This window comes from Xenorhabdus thuongxuanensis (genome assembly GCF_001908095.1).
Lineage (GTDB): Bacteria > Pseudomonadota > Gammaproteobacteria > Enterobacterales > Enterobacteriaceae > Xenorhabdus > Xenorhabdus thuongxuanensis.
The window spans coordinates 40,320-65,706 of record NZ_MKGR01000001.1 but is presented as its reverse complement, the minus strand read 5'-3'; the positions used below and the strand labels follow the sequence as shown (position 1 = coordinate 65,706).

General features: G+C 43.1%; 18 protein-coding genes. 13 read left to right on the top strand and 5 right to left on the bottom strand.

Annotation, left to right across the window (positions count from 1 at the left end; genetic code table 11):
• The first annotated feature begins 19 nt into the window (after window positions 1–19).
• The 4 genes from msbA (at window position 20) to kdsB (ending at window position 3,820) form a co-directional block, all read left to right on the top strand.
• Window positions 20–1,768 carry a lipid A ABC transporter ATP-binding protein/permease MsbA gene (gene msbA, locus Xentx_RS00330; RefSeq protein ID WP_074018286.1) on the top strand — a complete coding sequence of 583 codons (1,749 nt, stop codon included), beginning with the start codon at window positions 20–22 and terminating at the stop codon, window positions 1,766–1,768.
• Window positions 1,765–2,760, top strand: coding sequence for a tetraacyldisaccharide 4'-kinase (gene lpxK / locus Xentx_RS00325; RefSeq protein WP_074018285.1), 996 nt, complete (start codon window positions 1,765–1,767; stop codon window positions 2,758–2,760). Before msbA ends, lpxK begins: the two co-directional genes overlap by 4 nt.
• Before the next feature lie 127 nt (window positions 2,761–2,887).
• On the top strand, window positions 2,888–3,067 hold the full coding sequence (locus tag Xentx_RS00320) for a Trm112 family protein (protein WP_074018284.1): 180 nt from the start codon (window positions 2,888–2,890) through the stop codon (window positions 3,065–3,067).
• Window positions 3,068–3,070: 3 nt separating this feature from the next.
• A complete protein-coding gene (gene kdsB / locus Xentx_RS00315; protein WP_074018283.1) occupies window positions 3,071–3,820 on the top strand; it encodes a 3-deoxy-manno-octulosonate cytidylyltransferase in 750 nt (249 codons plus the stop codon).
• A gap of 103 nt (window positions 3,821–3,923) precedes the next feature.
• On the opposite strand, the gene elyC is transcribed toward kdsB, so the two are convergent.
• On the bottom strand, window positions 3,924–4,751 hold the full coding sequence (gene elyC, locus Xentx_RS00310; RefSeq protein WP_074018282.1) for an envelope biogenesis factor ElyC: 828 nt from the start codon (window positions 4,749–4,751) through the stop codon (window positions 3,924–3,926).
• Between the two features lie 168 nt (window positions 4,752–4,919).
• On the opposite strand from elyC, the gene cmoM reads away from it, so the two are divergent.
• The 8 genes from cmoM to Xentx_RS00270 all read left to right on the top strand — a co-directional run bounded on the left by cmoM (window position 4,920) and on the right by Xentx_RS00270 (window position 16,605).
• Window positions 4,920–5,705, top strand: a complete 786-nt coding sequence (cmoM, locus tag Xentx_RS00305; protein WP_074018281.1) for a tRNA uridine 5-oxyacetic acid(34) methyltransferase CmoM — start codon at window positions 4,920–4,922, stop codon at window positions 5,703–5,705.
• Entirely contained in the window at window positions 5,702–7,024 is a 1,323-nt protein-coding gene (gene mukF, locus Xentx_RS00300) for a chromosome partition protein MukF (RefSeq protein ID WP_074018280.1), read from the top strand. The genes cmoM and mukF overlap by 4 nt, the downstream gene beginning before the upstream one ends.
• A complete protein-coding gene (gene mukE / locus Xentx_RS00295; RefSeq protein ID WP_074018279.1) occupies window positions 7,005–7,727 on the top strand; it encodes a chromosome partition protein MukE in 723 nt (240 codons plus the stop codon). Before mukF ends, mukE begins: the two co-directional genes overlap by 20 nt.
• A complete protein-coding gene (gene mukB, locus Xentx_RS00290) occupies window positions 7,724–12,187 on the top strand; it encodes a chromosome partition protein MukB (RefSeq protein WP_074018278.1) in 4,464 nt (1,487 codons plus the stop codon). The genes mukE and mukB overlap by 4 nt, the downstream gene beginning before the upstream one ends.
• Window positions 12,188–12,356: 169 nt before the next feature.
• Window positions 12,357–13,070, top strand: a complete 714-nt coding sequence (gene aphA, locus Xentx_RS00285) for an acid phosphatase AphA (RefSeq protein ID WP_074018277.1) — start codon at window positions 12,357–12,359, stop codon at window positions 13,068–13,070.
• 257 nt (window positions 13,071–13,327) lie between these two features.
• Window positions 13,328–15,046 carry a L,D-transpeptidase gene (gene ldtD / locus Xentx_RS00280; RefSeq protein ID WP_074018276.1) on the top strand — a complete coding sequence of 573 codons (1,719 nt, stop codon included), beginning with the start codon at window positions 13,328–13,330 and terminating at the stop codon, window positions 15,044–15,046.
• Between the two features lie 332 nt (window positions 15,047–15,378).
• A complete protein-coding gene (mepK, locus tag Xentx_RS00275) occupies window positions 15,379–15,927 on the top strand; it encodes a peptidoglycan L,D-endopeptidase MepK (RefSeq protein WP_074018275.1) in 549 nt (182 codons plus the stop codon).
• 45 nt (window positions 15,928–15,972) lie between these two features.
• Complete coding sequence (locus Xentx_RS00270; protein ID WP_074018274.1) at window positions 15,973–16,605, top strand: MBL fold metallo-hydrolase; 633 nt, start codon at window positions 15,973–15,975, stop codon at window positions 16,603–16,605.
• Between the two features lie 89 nt (window positions 16,606–16,694).
• Here Xentx_RS00270 and Xentx_RS00265 read toward each other — a convergent pair whose 3' ends face one another.
• The 4 genes from Xentx_RS00265 to pncB all read right to left on the bottom strand — a co-directional run bounded on the left by Xentx_RS00265 (window position 16,695) and on the right by pncB (window position 22,369).
• Window positions 16,695–17,885, bottom strand: a complete 1,191-nt coding sequence (locus Xentx_RS00265; RefSeq protein ID WP_074018273.1) for an amino acid aminotransferase — start codon at window positions 17,883–17,885, stop codon at window positions 16,695–16,697.
• Window positions 17,886–18,127: 242 nt separating this feature from the next.
• Entirely contained in the window at window positions 18,128–19,225 is a 1,098-nt protein-coding gene (locus Xentx_RS00260) for a porin (protein WP_083600832.1), read from the bottom strand.
• 308 nt (window positions 19,226–19,533) lie between these two features.
• A complete protein-coding gene (asnS, locus tag Xentx_RS00255; protein WP_074018272.1) occupies window positions 19,534–20,934 on the bottom strand; it encodes an asparagine--tRNA ligase in 1,401 nt (466 codons plus the stop codon).
• A gap of 220 nt (window positions 20,935–21,154) precedes the next feature.
• A complete protein-coding gene (gene pncB / locus Xentx_RS00250; RefSeq protein ID WP_074018271.1) occupies window positions 21,155–22,369 on the bottom strand; it encodes a nicotinate phosphoribosyltransferase in 1,215 nt (404 codons plus the stop codon).
• 326 nt (window positions 22,370–22,695) lie between these two features.
• Here pncB and pepN point away from each other — a divergent pair, with 326 nt between their 5' ends.
• Window positions 22,696–25,314: an aminopeptidase N gene (gene pepN, locus Xentx_RS00245; protein WP_074018270.1), complete on the top strand. Its 2,619-nt coding sequence runs from the start codon at window positions 22,696–22,698 to the stop codon at window positions 25,312–25,314.
• Window positions 25,315–25,387 lie beyond the last annotated feature (73 nt).

The following is a 25,387-nucleotide window of genomic DNA, read 5'->3' as shown; positions in this document are numbered from 1 at the left end:
TTTTGGTTTTGGTAACTCAATAATGAATGATAAAGACCTTTCTACCTGGCAGACCTTTCGTCGATTGTGGCCGATCATCACCCCTTTTAAAATCGGCCTGATAGTCTCGGCGGTTGCGTTAGTCCTTAATGCTGCCGGTGATACATTGATGCTTTCCTTGTTGAAGCCTTTGCTTGATGAGGGTTTTGGTAAGGCAGACATTAGTGTATTAAAGTGGATGCCACTGGTTGTCATCGGATTGATGTTGTTGCGTGGCATATCTGGTTTTATATCAAGTTATTGTCTCTCTTGGGTATCAGGCAAAGTGGTCATGCAGATGCGTCGGCGTCTGTTCAATCATATGATGGGAATGCCTGTTTCCTTCTTTGACCAGCAATCCACGGGAACCTTGCTTTCCCGTATTACATACGATTCAGAACAGGTTGCTTCTTCTTCTTCCGGTGCATTAGTGACGGTTGTTAGGGAAGGGGCATCAATTATTGGCCTGTTTATACTGATGTTCTATTACAGTTGGGAACTCTCCCTTATTTTGATTGTCATTGCGCCGATAGTTGCGGGGGTTATTCGCCTTGTTTCCGTGCGTTTCCGTAATATCAGTAAAAATATGCAGAGCAGCATGGGGATGGTGACAACCAGTGCTGAACAGATGCTGAAAGGGCATAAAGAAGTTTTAATTTTTGGTGGTCAAAAAGTTGAAACTGAACGTTTCAACAAAGTCAGCAATCATATGCGCCAGCAGGGTATGAAGATGGTATCTGCTGATTCCATTTCAGACCCGATTATCCAGCTTATTGCTTCTTTTGCGCTGGCGTTTATCCTGTATGCGGCCAGTTTCCCTGAAATTATGGGTGCCTTAACCGCAGGGAAAATCACCGTTGTATTTTCATCCATGATTGCCCTGATGCGCCCATTGAAATCTCTGACTAATGTTAATTCCCAATTCCAACGTGGTATGGCTGCATGCCAGACCTTATTTACTATCTTGGATATGGAACAGGAAAAAGACGAAGGTAAACTGGAGATCAAAAAGGCAAAAGGCAACATTGAGTTCCGTAATGTTACTTTCTGTTATCCAACCAAGGATCATCCGGTACTGAAAAATATTTCAATGACGATACCGGCGGGAAAAACGATTGCATTGGTTGGGCGTTCAGGATCAGGTAAATCGACAATTGCCAATCTTCTTACTCGTTTTTATGACGTAAATGAAGGGAAGATAGTCTTAGATGGTCATGATCTGCGTGAATATACGCTGGCTTCATTGCGTAACCAAATCGCGTTGGTATCGCAAAATGTCCATCTATTCAATGATACGGTTGCCAATAACATTGCTTACGCCAGCGAAGGATGCTTTAGCCGTGAAGAGATAGAACGGGCGGCAGAAATGGCTTATGCAATGGACTTTATCAAAAAAATGGATAACGGCCTTGATACCATGATTGGTGAAAATGGTGTTTTGCTTTCTGGGGGACAGCGTCAGCGTATTGCCATTGCCCGTGCTTTATTGCGTGATTCTCCGATCTTAATTTTGGATGAAGCAACCTCTGCATTGGATACAGAATCTGAACGTGCGATTCAGGCTGCATTAGATGAATTGCAGAAAAACAGAACTTCATTGGTCATCGCTCACCGTCTTTCTACTATTGAAAATGCCGATGAAATTATCGTTATTGAAGATGGAAATATCATAGAAAGAGGTAATCATGCGACTCTGTTGCAACATGATGGCGCATATGCACAGTTACATAGGATGCAATTTGGCCAATGATTGAACGCATATGGTCAGGCCGCTCATGGTTTTACATCATATTATTACCATTATCAGCCCTTTATGGGCTATTAAGTGGTTTGCGGCGTTTAAGCTATAAACTAGGATTGAGCCGCTCCTGGAAAGCACCAGTGCCTGTTGTTGTTGTCGGTAACTTGACAGCAGGGGGAAATGGCAAAACCCCGGTTGTTATTTGGCTGGTTGAACAGTTGCAGCAAAAAGGCTATCGGGTTGGCGTTGTTTCGCGTGGTTATGGCGGGAAGTCGGAACATTACCCGCTACTGGTTACCGATGAAGTAGCAACGGTACAAGCAGGAGATGAACCTGTTTTAATTCGTCGTCGTACTGGTGTACCTGTTGCGGTGGCACCAAAACGAGCCGAAGCCATTCAGGCATTATTGGCACACGCTCCGGTTGATATTGTCATTACCGATGATGGCCTTCAACATTATGCCTTGCAGCGTGATTATGAGATTGTGGTGATTGATGGCGTTCGTCGTTTTGGTAATGGCTGCTGGCTACCTGCTGGCCCTATGCGAGAATTGGCGGGGCGCTTGAATAGTGTTAATACCATCATCGTTAATGGTGGAACACCAGAAGCCGGTGAATTACCCATGACCCTCAAAGGCAATTTGGTAGTTAATTTGCTGACAGGGGAAACACGAAAAGTCACTGATATTCCCAATGGTATTGCGATGGCTGGGATTGGTCATCCCCCGCGTTTTTTTGCAACATTACAGCAATTAGGGGCTAATTTACAGAAAACACACGCTTTTGCTGATCATCAGGCGTACGAAAAATCTCAATTATTGGCTCTGGCAAATAGTGATCAAAATTTATTGATGACAGAAAAAGATGCGGTTAAATGTTTCCAATTTGCGCAACCTAACTGGTGGTATTTACCTGTACACGCTGAATTTCCAGAGGAAAAAGGGCAAAAGGTATTGGATGATATCTGTAACTTACTTCCAGAATTAAATGCTCGCCAATAATACTGGGCTATTCTCACCATACTAAACAAAATAAGGGAAATTAAACAAAGCAACAAAGTTAACGGTGATACATTGCTTATGGTATTCTGAGCCACATCAAATTTAGGACCCGTTACTTGGGGGATATATGGATCACCGTTTACTCGAAATCATTGCTTGTCCGCTATGTCACGGCAAGCTCAGTTATGATAAAGAAAACTTTGAACTGATTTGCAAGTTTGATCGTCTCGCTTTTCCCTTCCGTGATGGCATCCCTGTGTTGTTAGAGAATGAAGCACGTGCCTTGCCTACAGAGGAAAATCAATAATTCATGTTTACCGTTATCATTCCGGCACGTTTTTCCTCAACCCGTTTACCTGGAAAACCATTGGCTGATATTCATGGTAAGCCAATGGTTGTGCGTGTGATGGAACGGGCTGCCCGTTCTGGTGCTGATCGGGTTATTGTGGCGACAGATAATCAAGAAGTTTTTGATGCAGTGACTGCCGCAGGCGGTGAGGCTTGCATGACACGCGAAAGTCACCATTCAGGTACAGAGCGTTTGGCTGAGGTTATCGATAAATACCAATTTGCTGATGATGACATTATTGTGAATGTTCAGGGTGATGAACCCCTTATTCCAGAACAGATCATCAAGCAGGTGGCTGATAATTTGGCTAGCAGTAATGCAGGGATGGCAACGCTTGCCGTGCAGATCCAAGATGCGGAAGAGGCATTTAATCCTAATGCTGTCAAAGTTGTAATGAATTCGCAAGGTTATGCTCTCTATTTTTCTCGCGCGACTATCCCGTGGGAACGTGATCGTTTTATGCAATCAACAGAGAGTATTGGAGACCACTTCTTGCGTCATATTGGAATTTATGCGTATCGGGCAGGGTTTATTCGACGCTATATTCAGTGGGAACCGAGTCCATTGGAAAGTATCGAAATGCTCGAACAATTAAGGGTGCTTTGGTACGGTGAAAAAATTCATGTTGCAAAAGCACTGCAAGCGCCTGGTGCAGGTGTTGATACACCAGAAGATCTGGAAGCTGTCAGAAAAGTTTTTGCTACGCTCTGATTTTCTTGTCTAATATGGCGATCAATTGGGTATGATTTAAAAGAGAATGCGGTAACGTTAATACCGCATTCTCTTTTCTTACGTTTCATTTCCAATGCTGATGTTATTTCTCATTAGCTTTTTTCTGAAAATCCTCTGAGTTTTCAATGCGCATATCCTGACTTACAGGTTTAATAGCCTGCCAGATGCGCCCTAATGTCTCATACCAGGCACGCTCAGTGTGTGATAGATAGTAGGAAGAAGGAAGATATTTTTCCCACGAATATAAAGGCGTTGTGACAGCCAACTGATTGGCAGGGCCTGCAATTGGATGCAGACCTCGTTGTGCAAAAAACTTGAGAGATCTTTCCATATGACTGGCAGAAGTAACTAGAATGAAAGGTTGTTGCCCGATGACTCTTTCAACTTCAGCAGCTTCTTCTTCTGTATCCAAGGGTTTTTTTAATGCTATGGTGTCTTCTACAGGAATTCCCATAGATTGTGCTACCATAGCAGCAATTTCGGCACTACTAATGGCATTTACGCCTTTACCGCCAGTAAAAATCATTTTAGCACCAGGATTGAGATGATATAACCGAATCCCCTCCGTCACTCTGGGCAAGCTATTATTGATAAGGTTGGCGCTGGGAGCCCATTGGGGGTTATAAGTAAAACCTCCCCCAAGAACCACAATATATTTTACGGGAGTGATAGGTGTTGTGCCTGGTTCATAGCGCTGAACATATTTTCCCTCGACAGGGAGTAAGAGTTTATCCGCGATGGGCTGTAAACTAAATAAAAGTAATGCCAACCAACTGAGTGATAAAATGGTTTTTCCTGTTTTTTGCCAGCGGGTGAACCATAGTAATAGCAGGGCTGCAAAAGAGACGATAATAATCAGCGGTAAGGGCATTAATAGCGAGCCGATATATTTTTTTAGCAAAAATAACATTGATTGGCCTTGGGTTGGTTAAATTGCAATCGCGCAATGGCGAATTTAAGGCTAAAAGTAGTTAATTAAACGGTTATTGTGCCAAAATAATAGTAGTAAAAATAGCGGTAGATAGCATAACTACTCAATAGATAAATTAAACTTAGCTTATAAATGGGGCGGTTTTTCATGCGGGATCGCAATTTCGATGATATTGCAGACAAATTTTCGCGTAATATTTACGGCACAACCAAAGGTAAAATCAGGCAGGCCGTTGTCTGGCAGGATATTAACGAATTGCTGAATCATTTGCCTCAACGTCCTTTGCGCATTTTGGATGCGGGGGGAGGTGAAGGTAATATGGCCTGCCAATTAGCTGAATTGGGACATCAGGTCATACTTTGTGATTTATCAAAAGAGATGATCCAGAGAGCGGAACATAACGCCGAAGAGCGGGGTGTTCTCGATCAGATGCAATTTATCCAAAGCCCGGTACAGGAAATTCACCAGCATATTGAACAGCCCGTTGATCTGATTTTATTTCATGCTGTATTGGAGTGGATCACCGACCAAAAAGAGGCAATAGAAACATTGGAAAAGATAATAACGCCCGGTGGTGCACTTTCATTAATGTTTTATAATGCTAATGGGCTGGTCATGCGTAACGCTATCTTGGGTAATTTTCATTTGGCGACACCTAATATCCAGCGTCGTCGAAAACGTTCTCTATCGCCACAAAACCCATTAATACCGGAACAGGTATATCAATGGCTAACTGAACTTAAGATGGAAATAACAGGTAAAACGGGCGTGAGAGTTTTTCACGATTACCTGCAAAGTCGTCAATTACAAGACACAGATTTTCCAGCGTTGCTTGAACTTGAACAGCGTTATTGCAGGCAGGAGCCCTATATTAGCCTGGGACGTTATATTCATGTGATGGCGCGCAAGCCTACCTTAAAGAGCGAATTATGAGTGAATATTCCCAGACGGTTCCTGAACTTGTGTCCTGGGCCAGAAAAAATGATTTTTCAATTTCGTTGCCACCAGAACGGTTGGCTTTTTTGTTGGCTATTGCCGTATTGAACAGTGAACGGCTTGACGGTGAAATGAGTGAAGGGGAGCTGGTGGATGCCTTTCGTGAAGTATGTAAAGGTTTTGAGCAGACTTCGGAAGCGGTATCTGTCAGGGCGAATAATGCTATTAATGATATGGTTCGCCAGAAGTTACTTAACCGTTTTACCAGTGAATTGGCGGATGGCAATGCCATTTATCGCCTGACTCCACTGGGAATTGGCATCAGTGATTATTACATTCGCCAGCGTGAATTCTCCACGTTGCGTCTTTCTATGCAGTTATCCATCGTTGCTAACGAATTGCACCGAGCGGCAGAGGCAGCCGAAGAAGGGGGTGATGAATTACATTGGCACCGCAATGTTTTTGCTCCTCTCAAATATTCTGTAGCTGAAATTTTTGACAGCATCGATATGTCCCAGCGCTTGATGGATGAACAGCAAAACAGCGTAAAAACCGATATCGCCGCACTACTTAATCAGGATTGGCAGGCTGCTATCGCTAATTGCGAACAATTGCTGTCTGAAACCTCCGGCACACTGCGGGAACTTCAGGATACGTTGGAAGCTGCGGGCGATAAATTGCAGGCTAATCTATTACGCATCCAGGCCGCGAATATGGACAGCAGCGGTTCTGAGCTGGTGGATAAACTGGTTTTTGACTTGCAAAGCAAACTGGATCGCATTATTAGTTGGGGGCAGCAAACCATTGATTTGTGGATAGGTTATGACCGCCACGTTCACAAATTTATCCGAACCGCCATTGATATGGATAAAAACCGCATTTTTGCCCAGCGTCTTCGTCAATCCATTCAACACCATTTTGACAGCCCGTGGGCTCTGACTGTCGCTAATGCAGAACGTTTTCTGGATATGCGTGACGAAGCGCTAACTCTACGCAATGAAGAGGTAATGGGAGAATTACCGCCAGAAATGGAATACGAAGAGTTTAGTGAAATCAATGAGCAATTAGCTGAAATGATAGAGCAGGCGCTGGCAGTTTACCAACAGGCAAAACTTCCTCTGGATTTGGGGGCTGTACTGCGTGATTACCTTGCCCAGTATCCACATAAACGCCATTTTGATGTGGCACGTATCTTGGTGGATCAAGCAGTAAGGTTGGGCGTCGCAGAAGCGGATTTCTCTGGTTTGCCAGCGGAATGGTTAGCGATTAATGATTTCGGAGCCAAGGTACAGGCACATGTCATCGACACATATTGAACAATTTATGCCAGTGAAACTGGCTCAGGCATTATCCAATACACTTTTCCCTGAATTAGACAGCCAACTGCGATCAGGGCGTCATATCAGTCTGGATGATCTTGATAATCATGCTTTTTTGATGGACTTTCAGGAAGAGTTGGAAACGTTTTATGCGCGTTATAACGTCGAGTTAATCCGTGCACCAGAAGGTTTTTTCTACCTGCGTCCCCGCTCAACGACGCTGATCCCGCGATCTGTGCTGTCTGAATTGGATATGATGGTAGGTAAGATCTTGTGCTACCTCTACCTTAGCCCTGAGCGCTTGTCCAACCAGGGAATATTCACTTTTCAGGAATTGTACGAAGAATTATTGTCACTGGCAGATGAAAATAAGCTAGTGAAATTAGTGAACCAACGTTCGACAGGTTCAGATCTGGACAAACAGAAATTGCAGGAAAAAGCGCGCACTGCCTTAAACCGCTTACGCCGTCTGGGTATGGTTTATTTCCTGCAAAACGACAGCAATAGATTTACGATTACCGAAGCGGTATTTCGCTTTGGTGCAGATGTACGCAGCGGTGATGACCCACGCGAGGCACAATTACGGATGATCCGTGATGGTGAAGCCATGCCAGTAGAAGGGGAAACATCGCAGGAAGATAATGAACATGAAGAAGCATCAGGGCATTCAGCAGAAGGTGCGGAGGATGAGCAGTCATGATTGAACGCGGTAAATTTCGCTCACTGACGTTAGTTAATTGGAACGGTTTTTTTGCCAGAACGTTTGATCTTGACGAACTTGTGACGACCTTATCCGGCGGTAATGGTGCAGGTAAATCAACCACGATGGCAGCGTTTGTGACCGCATTGATCCCTGATTTAACACTGCTCCATTTCCGTAATACGACAGAAGCGGGTGCAACCTCGGGTTCACGTGATAAAGGGTTGCACGGTAAGTTACGGGCAGGTGTTTGCTATTCCACGCTGGATGTTGTTAATTCACGCCATCAGCGGATTATCACCGGAGTCCGCTTACAACAAGTGGCAGGACGTGATCGAAAAGTTGATATTAAACCATTTATGATTCAGGGAGTTCCTGCGTCGATTCAGCCAACGCAATTATTGACTGACAATATCAACGAACGTCAGGCACGGGTTCTGCCGTTAAATGAACTAAAGGAACGCCTTGATGAGATGGAAGGTGTTCAGTTCAAACAATTTAACTCGATTACCGATTACCATGCTCTGATGTTTGATTTGGGCGTGATCCCAAAACGTTTGCGTTCAGCGAGTGACCGCAGCAAGTTTTATCGCCTGATAGAAGCATCATTATATGGCGGAATTTCCAGTGCGATTACCCGCTCATTGCGTGATTATTTACTGCCGGAAAACAGCGGCGTCAGAAAAGCATTTCAGGATATGGAAGCCGCATTGCGTGAGAACCGTATTACGCTGGAAGCTATTCGTGTTACCCAATCCGACCGTGATCTTTTCAAGCACCTTATCACAGAAGCTACAGCCTATGTGTCTGCTGACTATATGCGTCATGCTAATGAACGCCGCGTTCATCTGGATGAAGCATTGGCTTTGCGCAGTGAATTATTTGGCAGCCGCCGCCAATTGGTCACAGAACAATATCGTCATGTTGAAATGGCGAGGGAACTGACAGAACAAAGCGGTGCATCTTCTGATTTAGAAATGGATTATCAGGCTGCCAGTGATCACCTGAATCTGGTTCAAACGGCGATGCGTCAGCAGGAAAAAATCGATCGCTACCAATCGGATATTGAAGAGCTGACCTACCGACTGGAAGAACAGGGTGAAGTTGTCGAAGAGGCTAAAGATCTTCAGATGGAATATGAAGCTACATCTGAAGCAGCAGAACAAGAAGTTGATGAGCTGAAAAGCCAGCTTGCTGACTATCAACAAGCTTTGGATGTACAACAAACTCGCGCTATTCAATATCAGCAAGCATTGCAAGCGTTAGAGCGTGCCCGTGAACTTTGTCAGCTTCCAGATCTGTCGATAGAAAACGCCGACGAATGGCAGGAAACCTATCAGGCCAAAGCGCAACAAGCGACAGAGGCGTTGCTGGCACTGGAACAGAAATTGAGCGTCGCTGACGCAGCGCATAGTCAGTTTGAGCAGGCTTACCAACTGGTAAAAAGTATTGTTGGTGAAGTAAGCCGTAGTGAAGCGTGGCAAGCCGCTCGTGAAGCATTGCGTGAATGGTCATCCCTGCGTCATCTGGCTGAGCGCGTCCAACCTTTGCGTATCCAGTTGGCTGAGCTAGAACAACGTTTGAACAGTCAGCAGAATGCAGAACGTTTGCTGGAAGAGTTTTGCAAGCGTCATAACCAGCAATATCAGGCAGAAGACTTGGATGCGTTACGGGGTGAACTGGAAGCTCAGTTGGAAGAATTGAGTCTGGGTGCCAACGAAAGCGGTGAACGTCGTATTCAAATACGTCAGGAGTTTGAACAGCTCAAGCAAAAGATTCAAGGGCTGACAGCACGGGCACCAGTGTGGTTGGCGGCACAGGAAGCCTTGGATCAGCTTAGTGAACAATGCAATGAAACATTCGAAAATAGTCACGATGTGACTGAATATATGCAGAAATTGCTTGAACAAGAGCGCGAAATTACGGTTGAGCGTGATGATATTGCTGCACAGAAACGTGAACTGGAAAAACAGATTGAACGTCTGAACCAACCAAGTGGTGCCGAAGATAGCCGATTGCTTGCATTGGCAGAGCGTTTTGGTGGTGTTTTGTTGTCTGAAATTTATGACGACATTACCATTGATGACGCACCTTATTTCTCTGCACTGTATGGCCCTGCGCGTCACGCAATTGTCGTGCCTGATCTTTCACTGGTTCGTCCATATCTGGAAGCATTGGAAGATTGCCCAGAAGATCTCTATTTAATTGAGGGAGATCCACAGTCTTTTGACGACAGTGTATTCGATTTTGAAGAGCAGAAAAACGCAGTTCTGGTGAAATCATCCGATCGCCAATGGCGTTATTCCCGTTATCCTGAAGTTCCGCTATTTGGACGGGCAGCAAGAGAAAGTCGTCTGGAAGCACTCAATCTTGAGCGTGATACGCTGGCAGAGCGTTACGCGACACTTTCGTTTGATGTGCAGAAAGTTCAGCGTGCGCATCAGGCTTTCAGCCGTTTTGTGGGGAAACACCTTTCTGTTGCGTTTGATGATGATCCAGAAGCGGAAATTCGTCGCCTGAGTCAGCGTCGTACCGAATTGGAGCGTGAGTTATCTCAATTTGAAACCCAGGCTCAACAGCATCAGCAGAAATTTGTTCAGGTGAAAGAGAGCCTGTCAGTATTGAATCGTCTGATTCCACAAATAACGATTTTGTTGGATGAAACCTTGCTTGATCGCGTGGAAACAGTCCGTGAAGAAATGAGTGAGGCTCTGGAAGCTGCGCGTTTCCTGCAACAACACGGTAATGCTTTGGCTAAACTTGAACCATTGGTCTCGGTCTTGCAAAGTGATCCACAGCAACATGAGCAGTTGCAGAAGGGTTATGAGGCCGCAAAACACAGCCAGAATCAGGCTAAACAACAAGTCTTTGCCTTGACGGAAGTTGTGCAACGTCGTGCGCATTTCAGCTATAGCGATTCTGCCGGTATGCTTAACGAAAATACCGACCTGAACGACAAACTACGCCAACGCCTTGAACACGCAGAATCTGATCGTAGCCGTGCGCGTGAACAATTGCGTCAGCAGCAAGCACAATGTGCACAATTCAATCAAGTATTGGCATCACTGAAAAGTTCTTATGACACTAAGCAAGATATGTTGAAAGAACTTGAGCAGGAGCTGAAAGATATTGGTGTCCAGGCAGATGCCAACGCCGAAGGCCGTGCGCGTGAACGTCGTGATCAGCTTCACGCTGCTGTGAATGCTAACCGTTCCCGCATTAATCAGCTTGAGAAACAGATCGCGTTCTGTGAGGCAGAAATGGAAAACCTCCAGAAGAAACTGCGTAAATCTGAACGTGATTATTATCAGAAACGTGAACAAGTAGTCTCTTCTAAGGCAGGCTGGTGTGCAGTTATGCGTATGGTGAAAGACAATGGCGTTGAACGTCGCTTACATCGCCGCGAACTGGCTTATATGGATGGTGATGAACTGCGTTCAATGTCGGATAAGGCACTGGGGGCATTGCGTCTGGCTGTGGCCGATAATGAACACCTGCGCGATGCGTTGCGTTTATCCGAAGATCCGAAGCGTCCTGAACGTAAGATCCAATTTTTCGTGGCGGTTTACCAGCATCTGCGTGAACGTATCCGGCAGGATATTATTCGTACGGATGATCCGGTCGATGCCATTGAACAGATGGAAATTGAACTGGCGCGCTTGACGGAAGAATTAACCGCCCGTGAGCAGAAACTGGCGATCAGTTCCAAAAGTGTGGCAAATATCATTCGCAAAACCATTCAACGTGAACAGAACCGTATTCGTATGCTGAACCAGGGGTTACAGGCAGTTTCTTTTGGGCAGGTTGGCGGTGTGCGCCTGAATGTGAATGTGCGTGAAAGTCATTCCCTCTTGTTAGATGTACTTTCTGAACAGCAGGAACAGCATCAGGATCTGTTCAACAGCCAGCGACTGACCTTCTCAGAAGCGATAGCGAAGCTTTATCAGCGTTTGAACCCACAAATCGATATAGGGCAACGTCTACCCCAGACCATTGGTGAAGAGTTGTTGGATTACCGCAATTACCTTGAGTTGGAAGTTGAAGTCAACCGAGGTTCGGATGGTTGGCTGAAAGCGGAAAGCGGAGCACTTTCTACCGGGGAAGCGATTGGTACGGGGATGTCTATTCTGGTTATGGTCGTACAGAGTTGGGAGGAGGAATCACGTCGTCTGCGTGGTAAAGATATTTCCCCATGTCGACTGCTGTTCCTTGATGAAGCTGCCCGATTAGACGCGAAATCCATTGCAACGCTGTTTGAGTTATGTGAACGCTTACATATGCAGTTAATTATCGCTGCGCCGGAAAATATCAGCCCCGAAAAAGGGACAACTTATAAACTGGTACGTAAGATTTTCAATAACCAAGAACATGTACATGTTGTTGGGCTGCGTGGTTTTGGGCAAGATATTCCGGTGACTGAGCGGTCACAAACACAGGCACAGCCTATATTGCAAGAATAACTTCATCATTGAATGATCTTTTTCTAAGAAAGGGGCATATTATGTCCCTTTCTTAATTGAGATAGAACCCATTTGGATATTTGTTTCCTTGTGCGGTATGTCTCGTTTTGATGTGATGATAAAGTTTACTATTTCGTACCGTTACTACTAATATGGATAAGGAATGACGATGCGTAAAGCAACACTGATGTTCAGTGCAATTGTGCTCGCTTTTGGTTTGAACAGCGTGGCACAAGCAAAAATGTTTATGCCTGAGCAAGTTGATTCAGGTGTTTCTGTGGCAGATTTGGCTCAACGCCATGCTGTGCATTGGGTATCTGTAGAGCAGATCAAGCGAAGTCTGCAAAACCAACCAGCAATGGCGGTAGGTTTTGATATTGATGATACCGTGCTGTTTTCAAGTCCAGGTTTTTATCGTGGTAAATTGGAGTATTCGCCTAATGACAATAGTTATCTGAAAAACCCGGCATTTTGGGAAAAAATGAATAATGAATGGGATAAATTCAGTATGCCAAAAAAGATCGGCATTGAACTGGTTCAGATGCACTTAAAGCGGGGTGATGATATTTATTTCATTACAGCGCGTACAAAAACTAAGACAGAAGCGGTGACCAAATACTTACAGGAAGACTTACATATTCCAGCCGATAAAATGAATGCCGTTATTTTTGCGGGTGATGAACCAGGTGAAAATAACAAAATCAGTTGGATGAAAGAGCACAACTTGAAGATTTATTATGGCGATGCAGATACTGATGTTGCTGCCGCTCGTGCACTGAATATCCGTGGTATTCGTATCCTGAGAGCATCAAACTCGTCTTATCAGCCCCTGCCTAAAGCGGGTCGCTTTGGAGAAGAAGTCGTCATTAATTCTGAGTATTAATCTTAAAATTCAACACAATATACTCTGATTAAAGGCACTAAAGGTGCCTTTTCCTTTTTTTAAGCCATAATAATTTAAATTATTATGAAGAATATTTTATTTTTCCTGGTAAGAGAAAATTTGCTTTAGTAAGCTCCCTATCTTAAGTAGTAATTATGTATATAATTATCAGTATCCTTTTCTGATAAAATAGGTCTGTTGATAATTATAATAAGTCATTGGATAGCTGCATACATAATAAGGTGAGGTGGGCTCTTATGGTGAAGAACACGGTCAGGTTACTGAAAGTTTCTTTTATCTGTAGCACATTAGCGGTATCAGAGGGAATCTTTGCAAATCAACAAAACGGACTGTCATCGAGTAGTATGCAACAATTACCAGCAGAACAAGAAAAAGCAGGTTCTATTCTTTTATCTGATAAGGCAGTTCCTATTTCTCCAGTAATTTCTATTGATGAAAGTCGAAAACAGTTACAGATTTGGCTGTCACAACAAATAAAACCGATATTTCTTGAGCAATTGGCAATTTTATATGTTAACAATAAAATGCAACCATTATGGTCAGATGGAAAAGCCATTAAGCAGTTTGAAGATCAATTAGTTGAAATATCGCTGGCTGGTTTCCAACCTCAATTTGAAAAATGGTTGATACAGCTTCATAATCCTGATTTAAGTAAAATGGGGCGTGATATTATCTTATCTGATGCTATGTTAGGTTATCTCCATTTTATTAATAATGTTGATAAAAAAGGGAGCTCATGGTTATATAGTAAATCTCCTTATAAGATTGAATTACCTTCATCTCATTTAATTCATACATGGCAACAGCATATCAATAATAATAGTATTTTTTCTTATATTACGAGTTTATCACCGAATCATCCTATGTATGAAAATATGCGTAAGGAGATACTGGCTCAATTGGCCGATCAACAACCATGGGCTGAATTTTCATTTCAAGGAGCTCTAAGACCTGGACAAAGTAGTGAGAGTGTTATTGCATTAAGGAAAATATTATCTCGTTCAGGGATATTGGATTTATCTTCTGCTAAATCCGATAATAAGGTTTATGGTAAAGAATTAACAGAGGCTGTAAAACGTTTTCAAGCCTTACATGGGTTATCAGCCGATGGAGTTATCGGCAAATCTACTAAAGTATGGTTAAATACAACACCACAAACCCGTGCTCGTATTATGGCATTGAATATTCAACGACTACGGATTATCCCTGGAAATATTCCTACAGGTATTTTAGTTAATATTCCTAATTACTCACTTTTTTATTACTTAGATGGCAAAGAAGCATTGAGTTCTAAAGTGGTTGTTGGACGGCCCAGCCGAAAAACACCTATCATGAGTAGTGAATTAAATAATGTAGTAATCAATCCTCCGTGGAATGTACCAACCAGCATGACTAGAAAAGATATTGCACCAAGGGCGATGCGTGACCCTGGTTATTTTCGTACGCGTGGTTATACGGTTTTTTCCAGTTGGAGCAATGATGCTAAAGTTATCGATCCTTCATCAATTAATTGGAGTGTAATAACACCGAGCAATTTCCCCTATCGTATTAAGCAAGCACCGGGCCCAACTAATTCTTTGGGGCGTTTTAAATTCAATATGCCAAATTCAGAAGCTATTTATTTACATGATACACCTAATCAGGCTTCTTTCGGCCGGGAAATGCGGGCTGTTAGTTCTGGTTGCGTACGTGTCAATAAGGCACCTGAATTGGCTAATATGCTGTTGGGAGATGCAGGATGGGATAAAACTAAAGTTAATAGTTCATTGAAAACATGGTCAACAAAATATGTTAATATTCCTCAAAAAATCCCTGTCTTCCTCTATTACCAAACAGCTTGGGTTGATGAGGGAGGGAAACCACAATACCGAGATGATATCTATGATTATGATGTGAAGGCAAGGCAGCATTCAGAGTCTTTTTCCAAGATCTTGGTAGTCAGAAATGATTTATAATTTCTTCCAAAAATAAAATTGGTGTTGATATCTATATTGTAAACAGAGAAGGAAATAATGTTTTCTTCTCTGTTATCTTCTATTACTCATTATTTTAAAAGTGTTTTTTATTATGACTTGTTTTTAATGAGCTGTTTTGTTATTGATTGCGGTTTTAATATGACTTTAATTATGTTAAGTAGATCACAATAATAAAGCGGTGAATTTACAGTAAAATACAAAAACACTTGAAACTATTTTTTATTTCTTGATGTCTTATTAGTCGATTAAGTTGAGTTATAAATTCATTTAGACAGTATTAATACATTAAAGAATAGCAGGGCATATTATCCATGAATAACATTGATCACGATCGCCGAAAGTGGTTCGGTATAAGTCTGGCTGCATTGGGTTTAAGTTTATTACCTCAATCGGCTTTGTCTGCGTTGGCAACGCCTCGTCCTCGAATTTTACGTTTTGATAACCTGCATACCGGAGAAACACTCAAAACAGAATTTTTTGATGGTTATCGGTATAATAAATCAGAATTAGCTCGCTTGAATTATTTATTCCGCGATTTTCGTCAAAATAAGGTTAAAATTATTGATCCAAAATTATTTGATCAAATTTATTTATTGCAAATGATGATGGGAATAAATAAGCCTGTCCAATTAATTTCTGGTTATCGCTCCCTGGCGACAAATAATATGTTGCGCCATGCCAGTGGTGGCGTGGCAAAACATAGTTACCATACCCGTGGACAAGCCATGGATTTCCACATTGATGGTGTTCAGCTCGCACATATTCGTAAGGCGGCATTAAAAATGCGGGCAGGGGGGGTAGGGTTTTATCCAAAGAGTAATTTTATTCATATTGATACAGGCCCGGTCAGGACGTGGTAATCTTATTACCAACAATGAATCTTGATTGTGGAGTGAAACAGTATAATGAAATACCACATTATCCCCGTTACGATGGCGATGCAGAATTGCACATTGATTTGGTGTGAAGAAACTCAGGAAGCGGCGATTGTTGATCCTGGTGGTAATGCCGAACAACTTATCTCTGAGATAGAGCGCCGTGGGCTGAAACTCACCCAAATTTTGCTGACACATGGTCACTATGATCATGTAGGTGCTACTGTTGAAGTCGCGAAGCATTTTGATGTGCCTGTTTACGGGCCACATAAGGGAGATGCATTTTGGATAGAGGGTTTGGAAATTCAATGTCAAATGTTTGGTGTTGAACCATGCCCCTCTTTTACGCCAGATCGTTGGTTAGATGGGGGCGATACACTGAAAATTGGTAGTATCGAGCTATCCGTTTTACATTGTCCGGGGCATACACCAGGGCATATTATCCTGACCAACCACACCGATAAAATTATTTCAATGGGAGATGTGTTGTTTAAGGGCAGTATTGGTCGTACTGACTTTCCGGGCGGAAATTATGATGAATTGATTCAATCTATTAAGGAAAAAGTGTTGCCATTGGGGGACGAGTATCAATTCATACCTGGTCATGGTCCAATGTCAACATTAGGACATGAACGGAAAACCAATCCGTTCTTACGGGATTAATCGCAAACGTTTTTCATGCCTTAAAGAGATGATCGTGTAAAGAAGATAAAAGCCGCTTTGTCAGCGGCTTTTGGGAAATTCAGATGAGACTAGAGTACTGCAACGATAGCTTCACACAGAGGAACCATATTTTCCAGTGTCAGACCTGCTACGTTGATACGGCCAGAGCTGACCGCGTAAATACCATACTCTTCACGCAGGCGATCGACTTGTTCTTTAGTCAATCCGCTGAATGAGAACATACCATTTTGAGCGCTAATAAAGCTAAAGTCTTGCTTCGCACCTTTTTCTTGTAAGGTGTTTACAAACAGTTGGCGCATACGCTGAATACGCTCACGCATTGTTGCCAATTCCTGAATCCATTCGGCTTTCAGGTCATCATTGGACAGAATGGTCGTCACAACGGAAGCACCGTGCGCCGGTGGGTTAGAGTAATTAGTACGCACAATGGATTTTGCCTGGCTAAATGCTTTTTCTGCAGTATCGCTGTCTGTTGCAACGATGGTGCAGGCACCAACACGTTCATTGTATAAACCAAAGTTCTTGGAATAAGAGCTGGCAACAATTAGCTCATTGTGGTTTCTGGTAAAGATACGCAGACCTTCAGCATCTTCATCTAATCCTTTGGCAAAACCTTGGTAAGCAAAGTCGAATACTGGTAACCAGCCATTTTCAGCAGATAAATCTGCCAGTTTCTGCCACTGTTCAGCAGTTGGGTCGATACCAGTTGGGTTATGACAGCAGCCATGTAACAGAACAACATCACCTGCTTGTACTTCAGACAAGCTTGCCAACATACCATCGAAATCCAAGGCATGATTTTGTGCATCGTAATAGTTGTATTCGCAGATCTCCAAGCCAGCGCTGGAGAAAACGCCTTTGTGGTTTGGCCAGGTTGGGTTGCTGATCCAGACACGTTTTGCATTGGTCTGCTTAGCAATAAAGTCAGCGGCAATACGCAGTGCGCCAGTTCCACCTGGGCTTTGTACAGTACGGGCGCGTTTGTCAGTGACAATAGGGTTGTTTTTACCGAAAAGCAGTTCCTGAGTGACGCGGCCGAATTCAGGTAATCCACTAATTGCCAGATAATTTTTAGTTGTTTCGTTTTCTAGTAGAAATTTCTCTGCTTTTTTAACGGTAGTCAGAACAGGGGTTTTACCTGTTTCATCTTTGTAGACGCCGATACCCAAGTTAATTTTATTTTCACGGGGATCTGCTTTAAAGCTATCCGCTAAACCAAGAATCGGGTCGGCAGGTGCTGCTGTGATTTTTTCAAACATTTTTTTGATTCCAAGACTCGGAGAGTTAAGCCCAAAATAAGGTATACGCCGCTCAGGGTAACCTTAAGAAACCTATTTGCCAACCACTTGTAGCAAAAAGAATAAAATCTTGTGAAGTAGTTTACGGAGTGAAAAAAAGAACCTGAAAAAACAGAGGGATAAAATTCAAAAAGCAGCGCCAAAACGCTGCTTTTTCTGGGATAGACTTATTAGTTTTTCGCTAAATAGTTTACCAACAGTAATTAGAACTGATAGGTCAGACCAACACCCAATACGTTGCGAGCGTTTGAGTCTCCGCCTTTGTTCTTGTCCAGCAGGTTGATTTTGTAATCAACATAGGTAGACAGGTTTTTGTTAAAGTAGTAGTAAGTTCCTACAGAAACATATTTAACCAGATCTCTGTTGTAGCGTTTTTCACTTTCACCCAGTTCTTTACCTTTAGACTGAACGTAAGCCAGAGATGGTTTCAGGGCTAAGTCAGAGAATAAGTATTGCGCAACTAACTCAATATTTTGAGTTTTGTTTGCAAGATAATCTTTATTATTACCAAGAGGAAATTTAGTCATATTACGGGTTTCGCCGTACAATGCAGCCAAGTATACGTTATTAGCATCATATTTAGCACCGATGTTCCATGCTTCAGCACGTTCACCTTTAGCATTGACATCATTCCACTGTTTATTTGCACGAGCCGAATTAGCGTAAGTACCGCCAACAGTGATACCATAACCTACGTTGTAGGTAGTGGAGAAGCCATAACCATCACCGTTTGCATTAGCATAAGGACGATTATTCTTAGTACGATCACTATTTTGACCTTGGTATTGCAGGGCAAAATTCAGGCCATCAACCAAACCGAAGAAGTCAGTATTGCGGTAAGTCAACAGACCAGTAGCACGACCAGTCATGTAGTTGTCATTTTGAGACATGGAATCAGCACCGAAAATTGGCAGCACGTCAGTCCATACGTTGATATCGTAGTTTATGCCGTAGTTACGGCCGTAATCCAGTGAGCCGTAGTTAGCGAATTTCAAACCAGCGAAAGCTAAACGGGTTTTGGTTGTTTCGTCTTTACCTTCTGCGCGATTAGATTGGATGTTGTATTCCCAACGACCGAAACCAGTCAGTTGATCAGAGATTTGGGTTTCGCCTTTAATGCCGAGACGCACGTAGGAATCATCGCCGTCATCACCGCTTTTTTTGTCTGCGATCTGATGACGAACGTCCACTTTACCGTACAGATCCAGTTTATTGCCATCTTTGTTAAAGATTTCAGCTGCGTTTGCTGTACCAGCAACCAACAGAGCTGGGATTACCACTGCAAGAACATTGCGTTTCATTATTATTACCCTCATTGGTGTTATCTAGACACCTGCCACTGCCAGAAATAGAACACTAAAAAATTTTGGAACTATTTGTGGGTATCGAGTGTCTTATTAGTCGGCGACCAGTGTTCCATTGGTAATGAATTTTATCTACCCTCAAAATGCTACAAAAGCACAGAATCAGTAACAAAGTGAAAATAGATGTTTCAAAATGTAAATGTTAGGGAACTTTTTTAGTGTACTTTTCACCATAAAATAAAAAAAGCCAACTTTCGCTGGCTTTTTATTGGATTGATTTTTAGCTTATTTATTAAGCTGATTCATTAGAAACTTGCGTTTCTTGGTGTCCGTGGGAACGGGATAACGTCACGAACGTTGGATACGCCAGTAACATAAGCGACCAAACGTTCGAAGCCTAAACCGAAACCGGCATGAGGAACGGTGCCGTAACGACGCAGATCACGATACCACCAGTAATCTTCTTTATTCAGCCCCATTTCTTCCATACGTTGATCCAGCATATCCAGACGCTCTTCACGTTGAGAACCACCGATAATTTCACCAATGCCCGGAGCCAATACATCCATTGCAGCAACGGTTTTGCCATCTTCGTTCATGCGCATATAGAAGGCTTTGATGTCTTTTGGATAGTTTTTCATGATCACTGGTGCTTGAAAATGTTTCTCTGCCAGATAACGCTCATGCTCCGATGCCAAATCAACACCCCAGAAAACAGGGTTTTCAAATTTCTGGCCACAATTTTCCAGAATTTCTATTGCATCAGTGTAATCCAACTGAACGAAATCTGAATCAACGAATTTTTCCAGACGAGTGATAACTTCATTATCAACGCGTTCTGCAAAGAAAGCCAGATCATCAGCACGCTCTTCTAATGCAGCCTTGAAAACATATTTCAGCATTTCTTCTGAGAGTTTGGCGATATCATTCAGATCGGCAAATGCCACTTCTGGCTCAACCATCCAAAACTCTGCCAAGTGGCGGCTGGTATTGGAATTTTCTGCGCGGAAAGTTGGCCCGAAGGTATAGATTTTGCTCAATGCACAAGCATAGGCTTCACCGTTCAATTGGCCGGATACAGTAAGGAAAGCTTCACGGCCAAAGAAATCCTGGCTGAAATCCACTTCGCCCTTATCTGTGCGTGGCAAGTTTTGTAAATCCAAAGTGGAAACGCGGAACATTTCGCCAGCGCCTTCTGTATCTGATGCGGTAATCAGCGGAGAGGATACCCAGAAGAAGCCTTTTTCATGGAAGAAACGATGCAGGGCCTGGGCCAATGTATGGCGAACACGGGCAACTGCGCCGATCAAATTGGTGCGTGGGCGAAGATGGGCCACTTCACGCAGGTATTCAATACTGTGGCGTTTAGCCGCCATTGGGTAAGTATCCGGATCATCAACCATGCCAACAACAACGACTTTAGTGGCTTGCAATTCAAAATCCTGGCCCTTCCCTTGCGATTCCACCACTGTGCCGGTGATTTCGACAGAACAGCCCGTGGTTAAATGTAATATTTCATCCTGATAATTAGGTAAATTATTATTAACGACGGCCTGTAATGGATTAAAGCAGGAACCGTCATAGACGGCGAGGAACGAGATACCAGCTTTAGAATCTCTCCTTGTACGTATCCAACCGCGAACGGTGACTTCGTTGCCAACCGGAACCCGGCCTTGCAGTACATCGACTACAGGCGCTACGCTCATAAATTTCTCTCTTTTTTATATAGTGGATTAATAACTAGATAGATTTACCAAATACTCCTGCATTCAGGAGCAGATCGCCTATCTTACTTGTCATCTCTCAGGAAACAAGAGGAAATTGCGGGTCTTAATGAGGAAATAGAGGGAAAAGTTGTTTTTTGATTTGCGTAACCAACATGAAGCTGGTTACGCAAAAGATAATTAGTCAGTTATGCCGTTTTTTCTATACCACTTTCTCTATATAGGGAATGTCGAATGCCCGACGTAACCTGTTGACAAACTCATCATCTTCACAGATGGTTTTTCCGGGGCTATCCGACAGTTTTGCCACGGGTTTACCATTGCATTCGACCAATTTGATAACAATATTCAGTGGCTTGATGCCCGGAATATTACAAGTCAGTCGTGTGCCAATGCCGAAAACAACATTAATTCTCTTATGGAAATGGTGATACAGCGCCAGTGCTTTTTGCAGATCCAAACTGTCAGAGAACACCAATGTTTTCGTCATTGGATCGATACCCAGTGATTGGTAATGTGCTATGGCTTTTTCACCCCACTCAATAGGATCACCTGAGTCATGACGCAGGCCCTGGTAAGCTGTTGCTAATGGTTTGTCAAAATCTCGCAGAAAAGCATCCATGGTAATACAGTCAGTCAGGGCGATGCCTAACTGGTTTGGATACTCATTCAGCCAGGTTTGCAGTGCTGCTCTTTGGCTATTAGCAAGTTCCGGACTAATTTGCTGGTGAGCTTGAAACCATTCATGGGCTTGTGTGCCGAGAGGCGGAAGATCAAGCTGTTCTGCCAGTTGATAATTGCTGGTTCCAATCAAATAAGGGAAGCTATTTTTAAGCTCATTGATAATGGCGTATTGCACGGCGTGTGAAAAACGACGGCGCGTACCAAAATCCATTAATTTAAAACCGGATAGATCAATATTTTTTTCTACAGCATCTTTGTAAAACAGTTCAATCAGTTTTCTCAGCTGAATAACAGCATTTTCAGGCGTTACTTCAGGTGAGTGATGACGATGAACCAATTCGCTTATCAGGGCAAGCAAGGGCACTTCCCACAAGATAACTTCGTGCCATAAACCGGAAATGCGGATGGCTAATTGCCCATCATGGGTAACAGAAACTTCGACTTGTTTAGGATTAAAGCGGAATGTTTTGCACCAGTTCAGGTAATCCTCTTTGAAGAACGGAAGGCGAGAAAGATAATCGACTTCGTGTTCTGTCAATGCTAAGTCTGCCATCATGTCAATTTGATGACGTAATGGCTCGGCGTATTCTCCGAGCAGTTCATCACCACGGCAACGAAATTCTGCAACAACAGGAATATTGTTGTAATGGTGGTACACTGCTTGTTGCATGTGAAACTTATAGGCATCAGTATCAAGCAGTGATTTGATAATCGGGGTAGCGTCTAAAGTCATGGCGCGTCAGGCATCCTCGCGGAGCATATTCGTGTCAGCTAAATCGATAAAGTCGGGAGAGTATACCGTGATTATTGGGTTATTGAAGCCATATAGCGACATATATTTTCCCGAATCTAAAGATTAAGGTTAATCCGTTTATAGATAATATCATGTTAAATGAGATATGAGATTACAATTAGCACGAAAGTACTAATATGCTGACCACATCATTTATACTTTTATTTAATAAGTTATTAACATCCAAAAAAAGAGACTTATTGATTGAAAGGAAGATTTCTCTATGGCAGCGTTTATGTTTTTAAAAATAATGGAAAAGGTTCCCTATGACACAACAGCGACTCGTTAAACACCGTTTGGATTATAAAGCACCAGATTACACAATTACCAACATTGATCTTGATTTTGATCTGGATGCTGAAAAAACAACGGTGACGGCAATCAGTCAGGTAAAACGTCAGGCTAATGACATTACCCCACTGGTTTTGGATGGAGAAAATCTCACGTTAAAAGGCATCTATATAGATGATAAAGCGTGGGAGCATTATCAGGAACAGGATGGAAAGTTGCTGATTGAACAACTTCCAGCCCTGTTTACCCTGAAAATTGTGAATGAAATTCACCCGACAGCAAATACAGCCCTTGAGGGACTGTATGTGTCTGGCGATGCTTTGTGTACCCAGTGTGAGGCTGAGGGATTCCGCCACATCACGTATTATTTGGATCGCCCAGATGTTCTGGCTTGTTTCACAACTCGCATTACTGCGGATAAATCCAGATACCCATTCCTGCTTTCCAATGGTAACCGTATTGAACAAGGGGAGCTGGAAGATGGGCGTCATTGGGTAAAATGGCAAGACCCGTTCCCAAAACCTGCTTACTTGTTCGCATTAGTTGCGGGGGATTTTGATGTCTTGCGTGACACGTTTGTGACCCGCAGTGGCCGTGAGGTTGCACTGGAGCTGTTTGTTGATCGGGGCAACTTGGATCGTGCTAACTGGGCCATGACATCGTTGAAAAACTCAATGAAATGGGATGAAACCCGCTTTGGTTTGGAGTATGACCTTGATATATATATGATTGTTGCCGTTGATTTCTTCAATATGGGTGCGATGGAGAATAAGGGATTAAACATCTTCAATTCCAAATATGTTTTGGCAAAAACGGAAACGGCGACTGATGAAGACTATCTCGCTATTGAAGCTGTGATCGGACATGAATATTTCCATAACTGGACCGGAAACCGCATTACCTGTCGTGACTGGTTCCAGTTAAGCCTGAAAGAAGGGCTGACAGTATTCCGTGATCAGGAATTCAGTTCTGATCTAGGTTCACGTTCGGTTAACCGCATCAAGAATGTGCGTGTTATGCGTTCTGCACAATTTGCCGAAGATGCCGGCCCTATGGCTCACCCTATCCGTCCTGATCAGGTGATGGAAATGAATAACTTCTATACGTTGACCGTTTATGAAAAAGGCGCGGAAGTGATTCGGATGATCCACACCTTATTAGGTGAAGAACAATTTCAGGCGGGTATGCAGCTTTATATCCATCGCCATGATGGTAGCGCGGCTACCTGTGATGATTTTGTGCAGGCAATGGAAGACGCTTCAAACGTCGATTTGACCCTCTTCCGCCGTTGGTATAGCCAATCCGGGACACCTGTGCTGGCTGTCCGTGACGAATACGATGCAGAAAAGCAACAATATATTTTGCATGTCAGTCAAATGACATCACCAACGGCAGATCAGCAAGAGAAACAACCGCTGCACATTCCTCTGGATATTGAACTTTATGATGAACAAGGAAGAGTGATCCCGCTGCGTCGTAATGGTCAGCCTGTGCATCATGTTTTGAATGTGATTAATGCAAAACAATCATTTGTCTTTGATGAAGTTTCATCACGGCCTGTTCCTTCTTTATTGCGTGAGTTTTCTGCACCAGTGAAATTGGATTATCCATACAGTGATGAGCAGCTTTCATTTTTAATGAAACATGCGCGTAATGAGTTCTCCTGTTGGGATGCGGCACAGGCATTGCTAACCAACTATGTGAAGCTGAATGTTGCCCGTCACCAAAAATCTCTGCCACTGGAATTGCCAATGCATGTTATTGATACTTTCCGTGCTGTATTGTTGGATAAAGATATCGATCCGGCTCTGGCTGCATTGATCTTGAACCTGCCATCTGAAAATGAAATAGCAGAACTATTTACGGTGGTAGAGCCGAAAGCTATCCATGATGTCATTCGTGCCATGACAAAGACACTGGCTAATGAAATGGTGGATGAGTTTTCTGCGGTTTATCACAGTCTCCATACAGGCGCATACCGTGTAGAGCATAAGGATATTGCAAAACGTGACCTGCGTAATACTTGCCTCTACTATTTGGCCTTTATTGATAGCAAAGAATTGGCAGATAAATTAGTGGCGGCACAATATTATCACGCTGATAACATGACTGACAGTATCGCTGCTTTATCTGCGGCTGTATCTGCTGAATTGCCTTGCAGTTATCAATTAATGGATGAATTTGATCAGCGCTGGCATCAGAATGGCTTGGTTATGGATAAATGGTTCAGGCTGCAAGCAACCAATCCAGCCTTTGATGTGCTTGAGAAAGTGCGTGGCTTGATGAAACATCATTCTTTCAGTTTGAGCAATCCAAACCGTGTTTATTCACTGTTGAGAATATTCTTTAGTAAAAATGCTGTGGCCTTCCATGCTGAAGATGGTAGTGGTTATCAATTTTTGGTGGAAGTGCTAACCGAATTGAATAGTTTAAATCCGCAAGTAGCATCACATTTGATTGATCCATTGATTCGTCTGAAACGTTATGATGAAAAACGTCAGGTTTTGATGCGTGCGGCACTGGAACAGTTAAAAGGATTAGAGAACTTATCTGGTGACCTGTTCGAAAAGATTACCAAGGCGCTTGAAAGTTAATATGTAACATATTTTTCGGTTATTATCGGAGATGAGATCGCTACCAAACCCCGCTGTTGTTTTAAACGGGGTT

What these genes read in the sequence shown, in the direction of transcription:
- pncB (WP_074018271.1), bottom strand. Translation starts at nt 22,369, where the DNA reads ATGACTTTAGACGCTACCCCGATTATCAAATCACTGCTTGATACTGAT.
- mukF (WP_074018280.1), top strand. Translation starts at nt 5,702, where the DNA reads ATGAGTGAATATTCCCAGACGGTTCCTGAACTTGTGTCCTGGGCCAGA.
- kdsB (WP_074018283.1), top strand. Translation starts at nt 3,071, where the DNA reads ATGTTTACCGTTATCATTCCGGCACGTTTTTCCTCAACCCGTTTACCT.
- mukB (WP_074018278.1), top strand. Translation starts at nt 7,724, where the DNA reads ATGATTGAACGCGGTAAATTTCGCTCACTGACGTTAGTTAATTGGAAC.
- Xentx_RS00270 (WP_074018274.1), top strand. Translation starts at nt 15,973, where the DNA reads ATGAAATACCACATTATCCCCGTTACGATGGCGATGCAGAATTGCACA.
- pepN (WP_074018270.1), top strand. Translation starts at nt 22,696, where the DNA reads ATGACACAACAGCGACTCGTTAAACACCGTTTGGATTATAAAGCACCA.
- aphA (WP_074018277.1), top strand. Translation starts at nt 12,357, where the DNA reads ATGCGTAAAGCAACACTGATGTTCAGTGCAATTGTGCTCGCTTTTGGT.
- ldtD (WP_074018276.1), top strand. Translation starts at nt 13,328, where the DNA reads ATGGTGAAGAACACGGTCAGGTTACTGAAAGTTTCTTTTATCTGTAGC.
- Xentx_RS00320 (WP_074018284.1), top strand. Translation starts at nt 2,888, where the DNA reads ATGGATCACCGTTTACTCGAAATCATTGCTTGTCCGCTATGTCACGGC.
- Xentx_RS00265 (WP_074018273.1), bottom strand. Translation starts at nt 17,885, where the DNA reads ATGTTTGAAAAAATCACAGCAGCACCTGCCGACCCGATTCTTGGTTTA.
- elyC (WP_074018282.1), bottom strand. Translation starts at nt 4,751, where the DNA reads ATGTTATTTTTGCTAAAAAAATATATCGGCTCGCTATTAATGCCCTTA.
- lpxK (WP_074018285.1), top strand. Translation starts at nt 1,765, where the DNA reads ATGATTGAACGCATATGGTCAGGCCGCTCATGGTTTTACATCATATTA.
- asnS (WP_074018272.1), bottom strand. Translation starts at nt 20,934, where the DNA reads ATGAGCGTAGCGCCTGTAGTCGATGTACTGCAAGGCCGGGTTCCGGTT.
- cmoM (WP_074018281.1), top strand. Translation starts at nt 4,920, where the DNA reads ATGCGGGATCGCAATTTCGATGATATTGCAGACAAATTTTCGCGTAAT.
- Xentx_RS00260 (WP_083600832.1), bottom strand. Translation starts at nt 19,225, where the DNA reads ATGAAACGCAATGTTCTTGCAGTGGTAATCCCAGCTCTGTTGGTTGCT.
- mukE (WP_074018279.1), top strand. Translation starts at nt 7,005, where the DNA reads ATGTCATCGACACATATTGAACAATTTATGCCAGTGAAACTGGCTCAG.
- mepK (WP_074018275.1), top strand. Translation starts at nt 15,379, where the DNA reads ATGAATAACATTGATCACGATCGCCGAAAGTGGTTCGGTATAAGTCTG.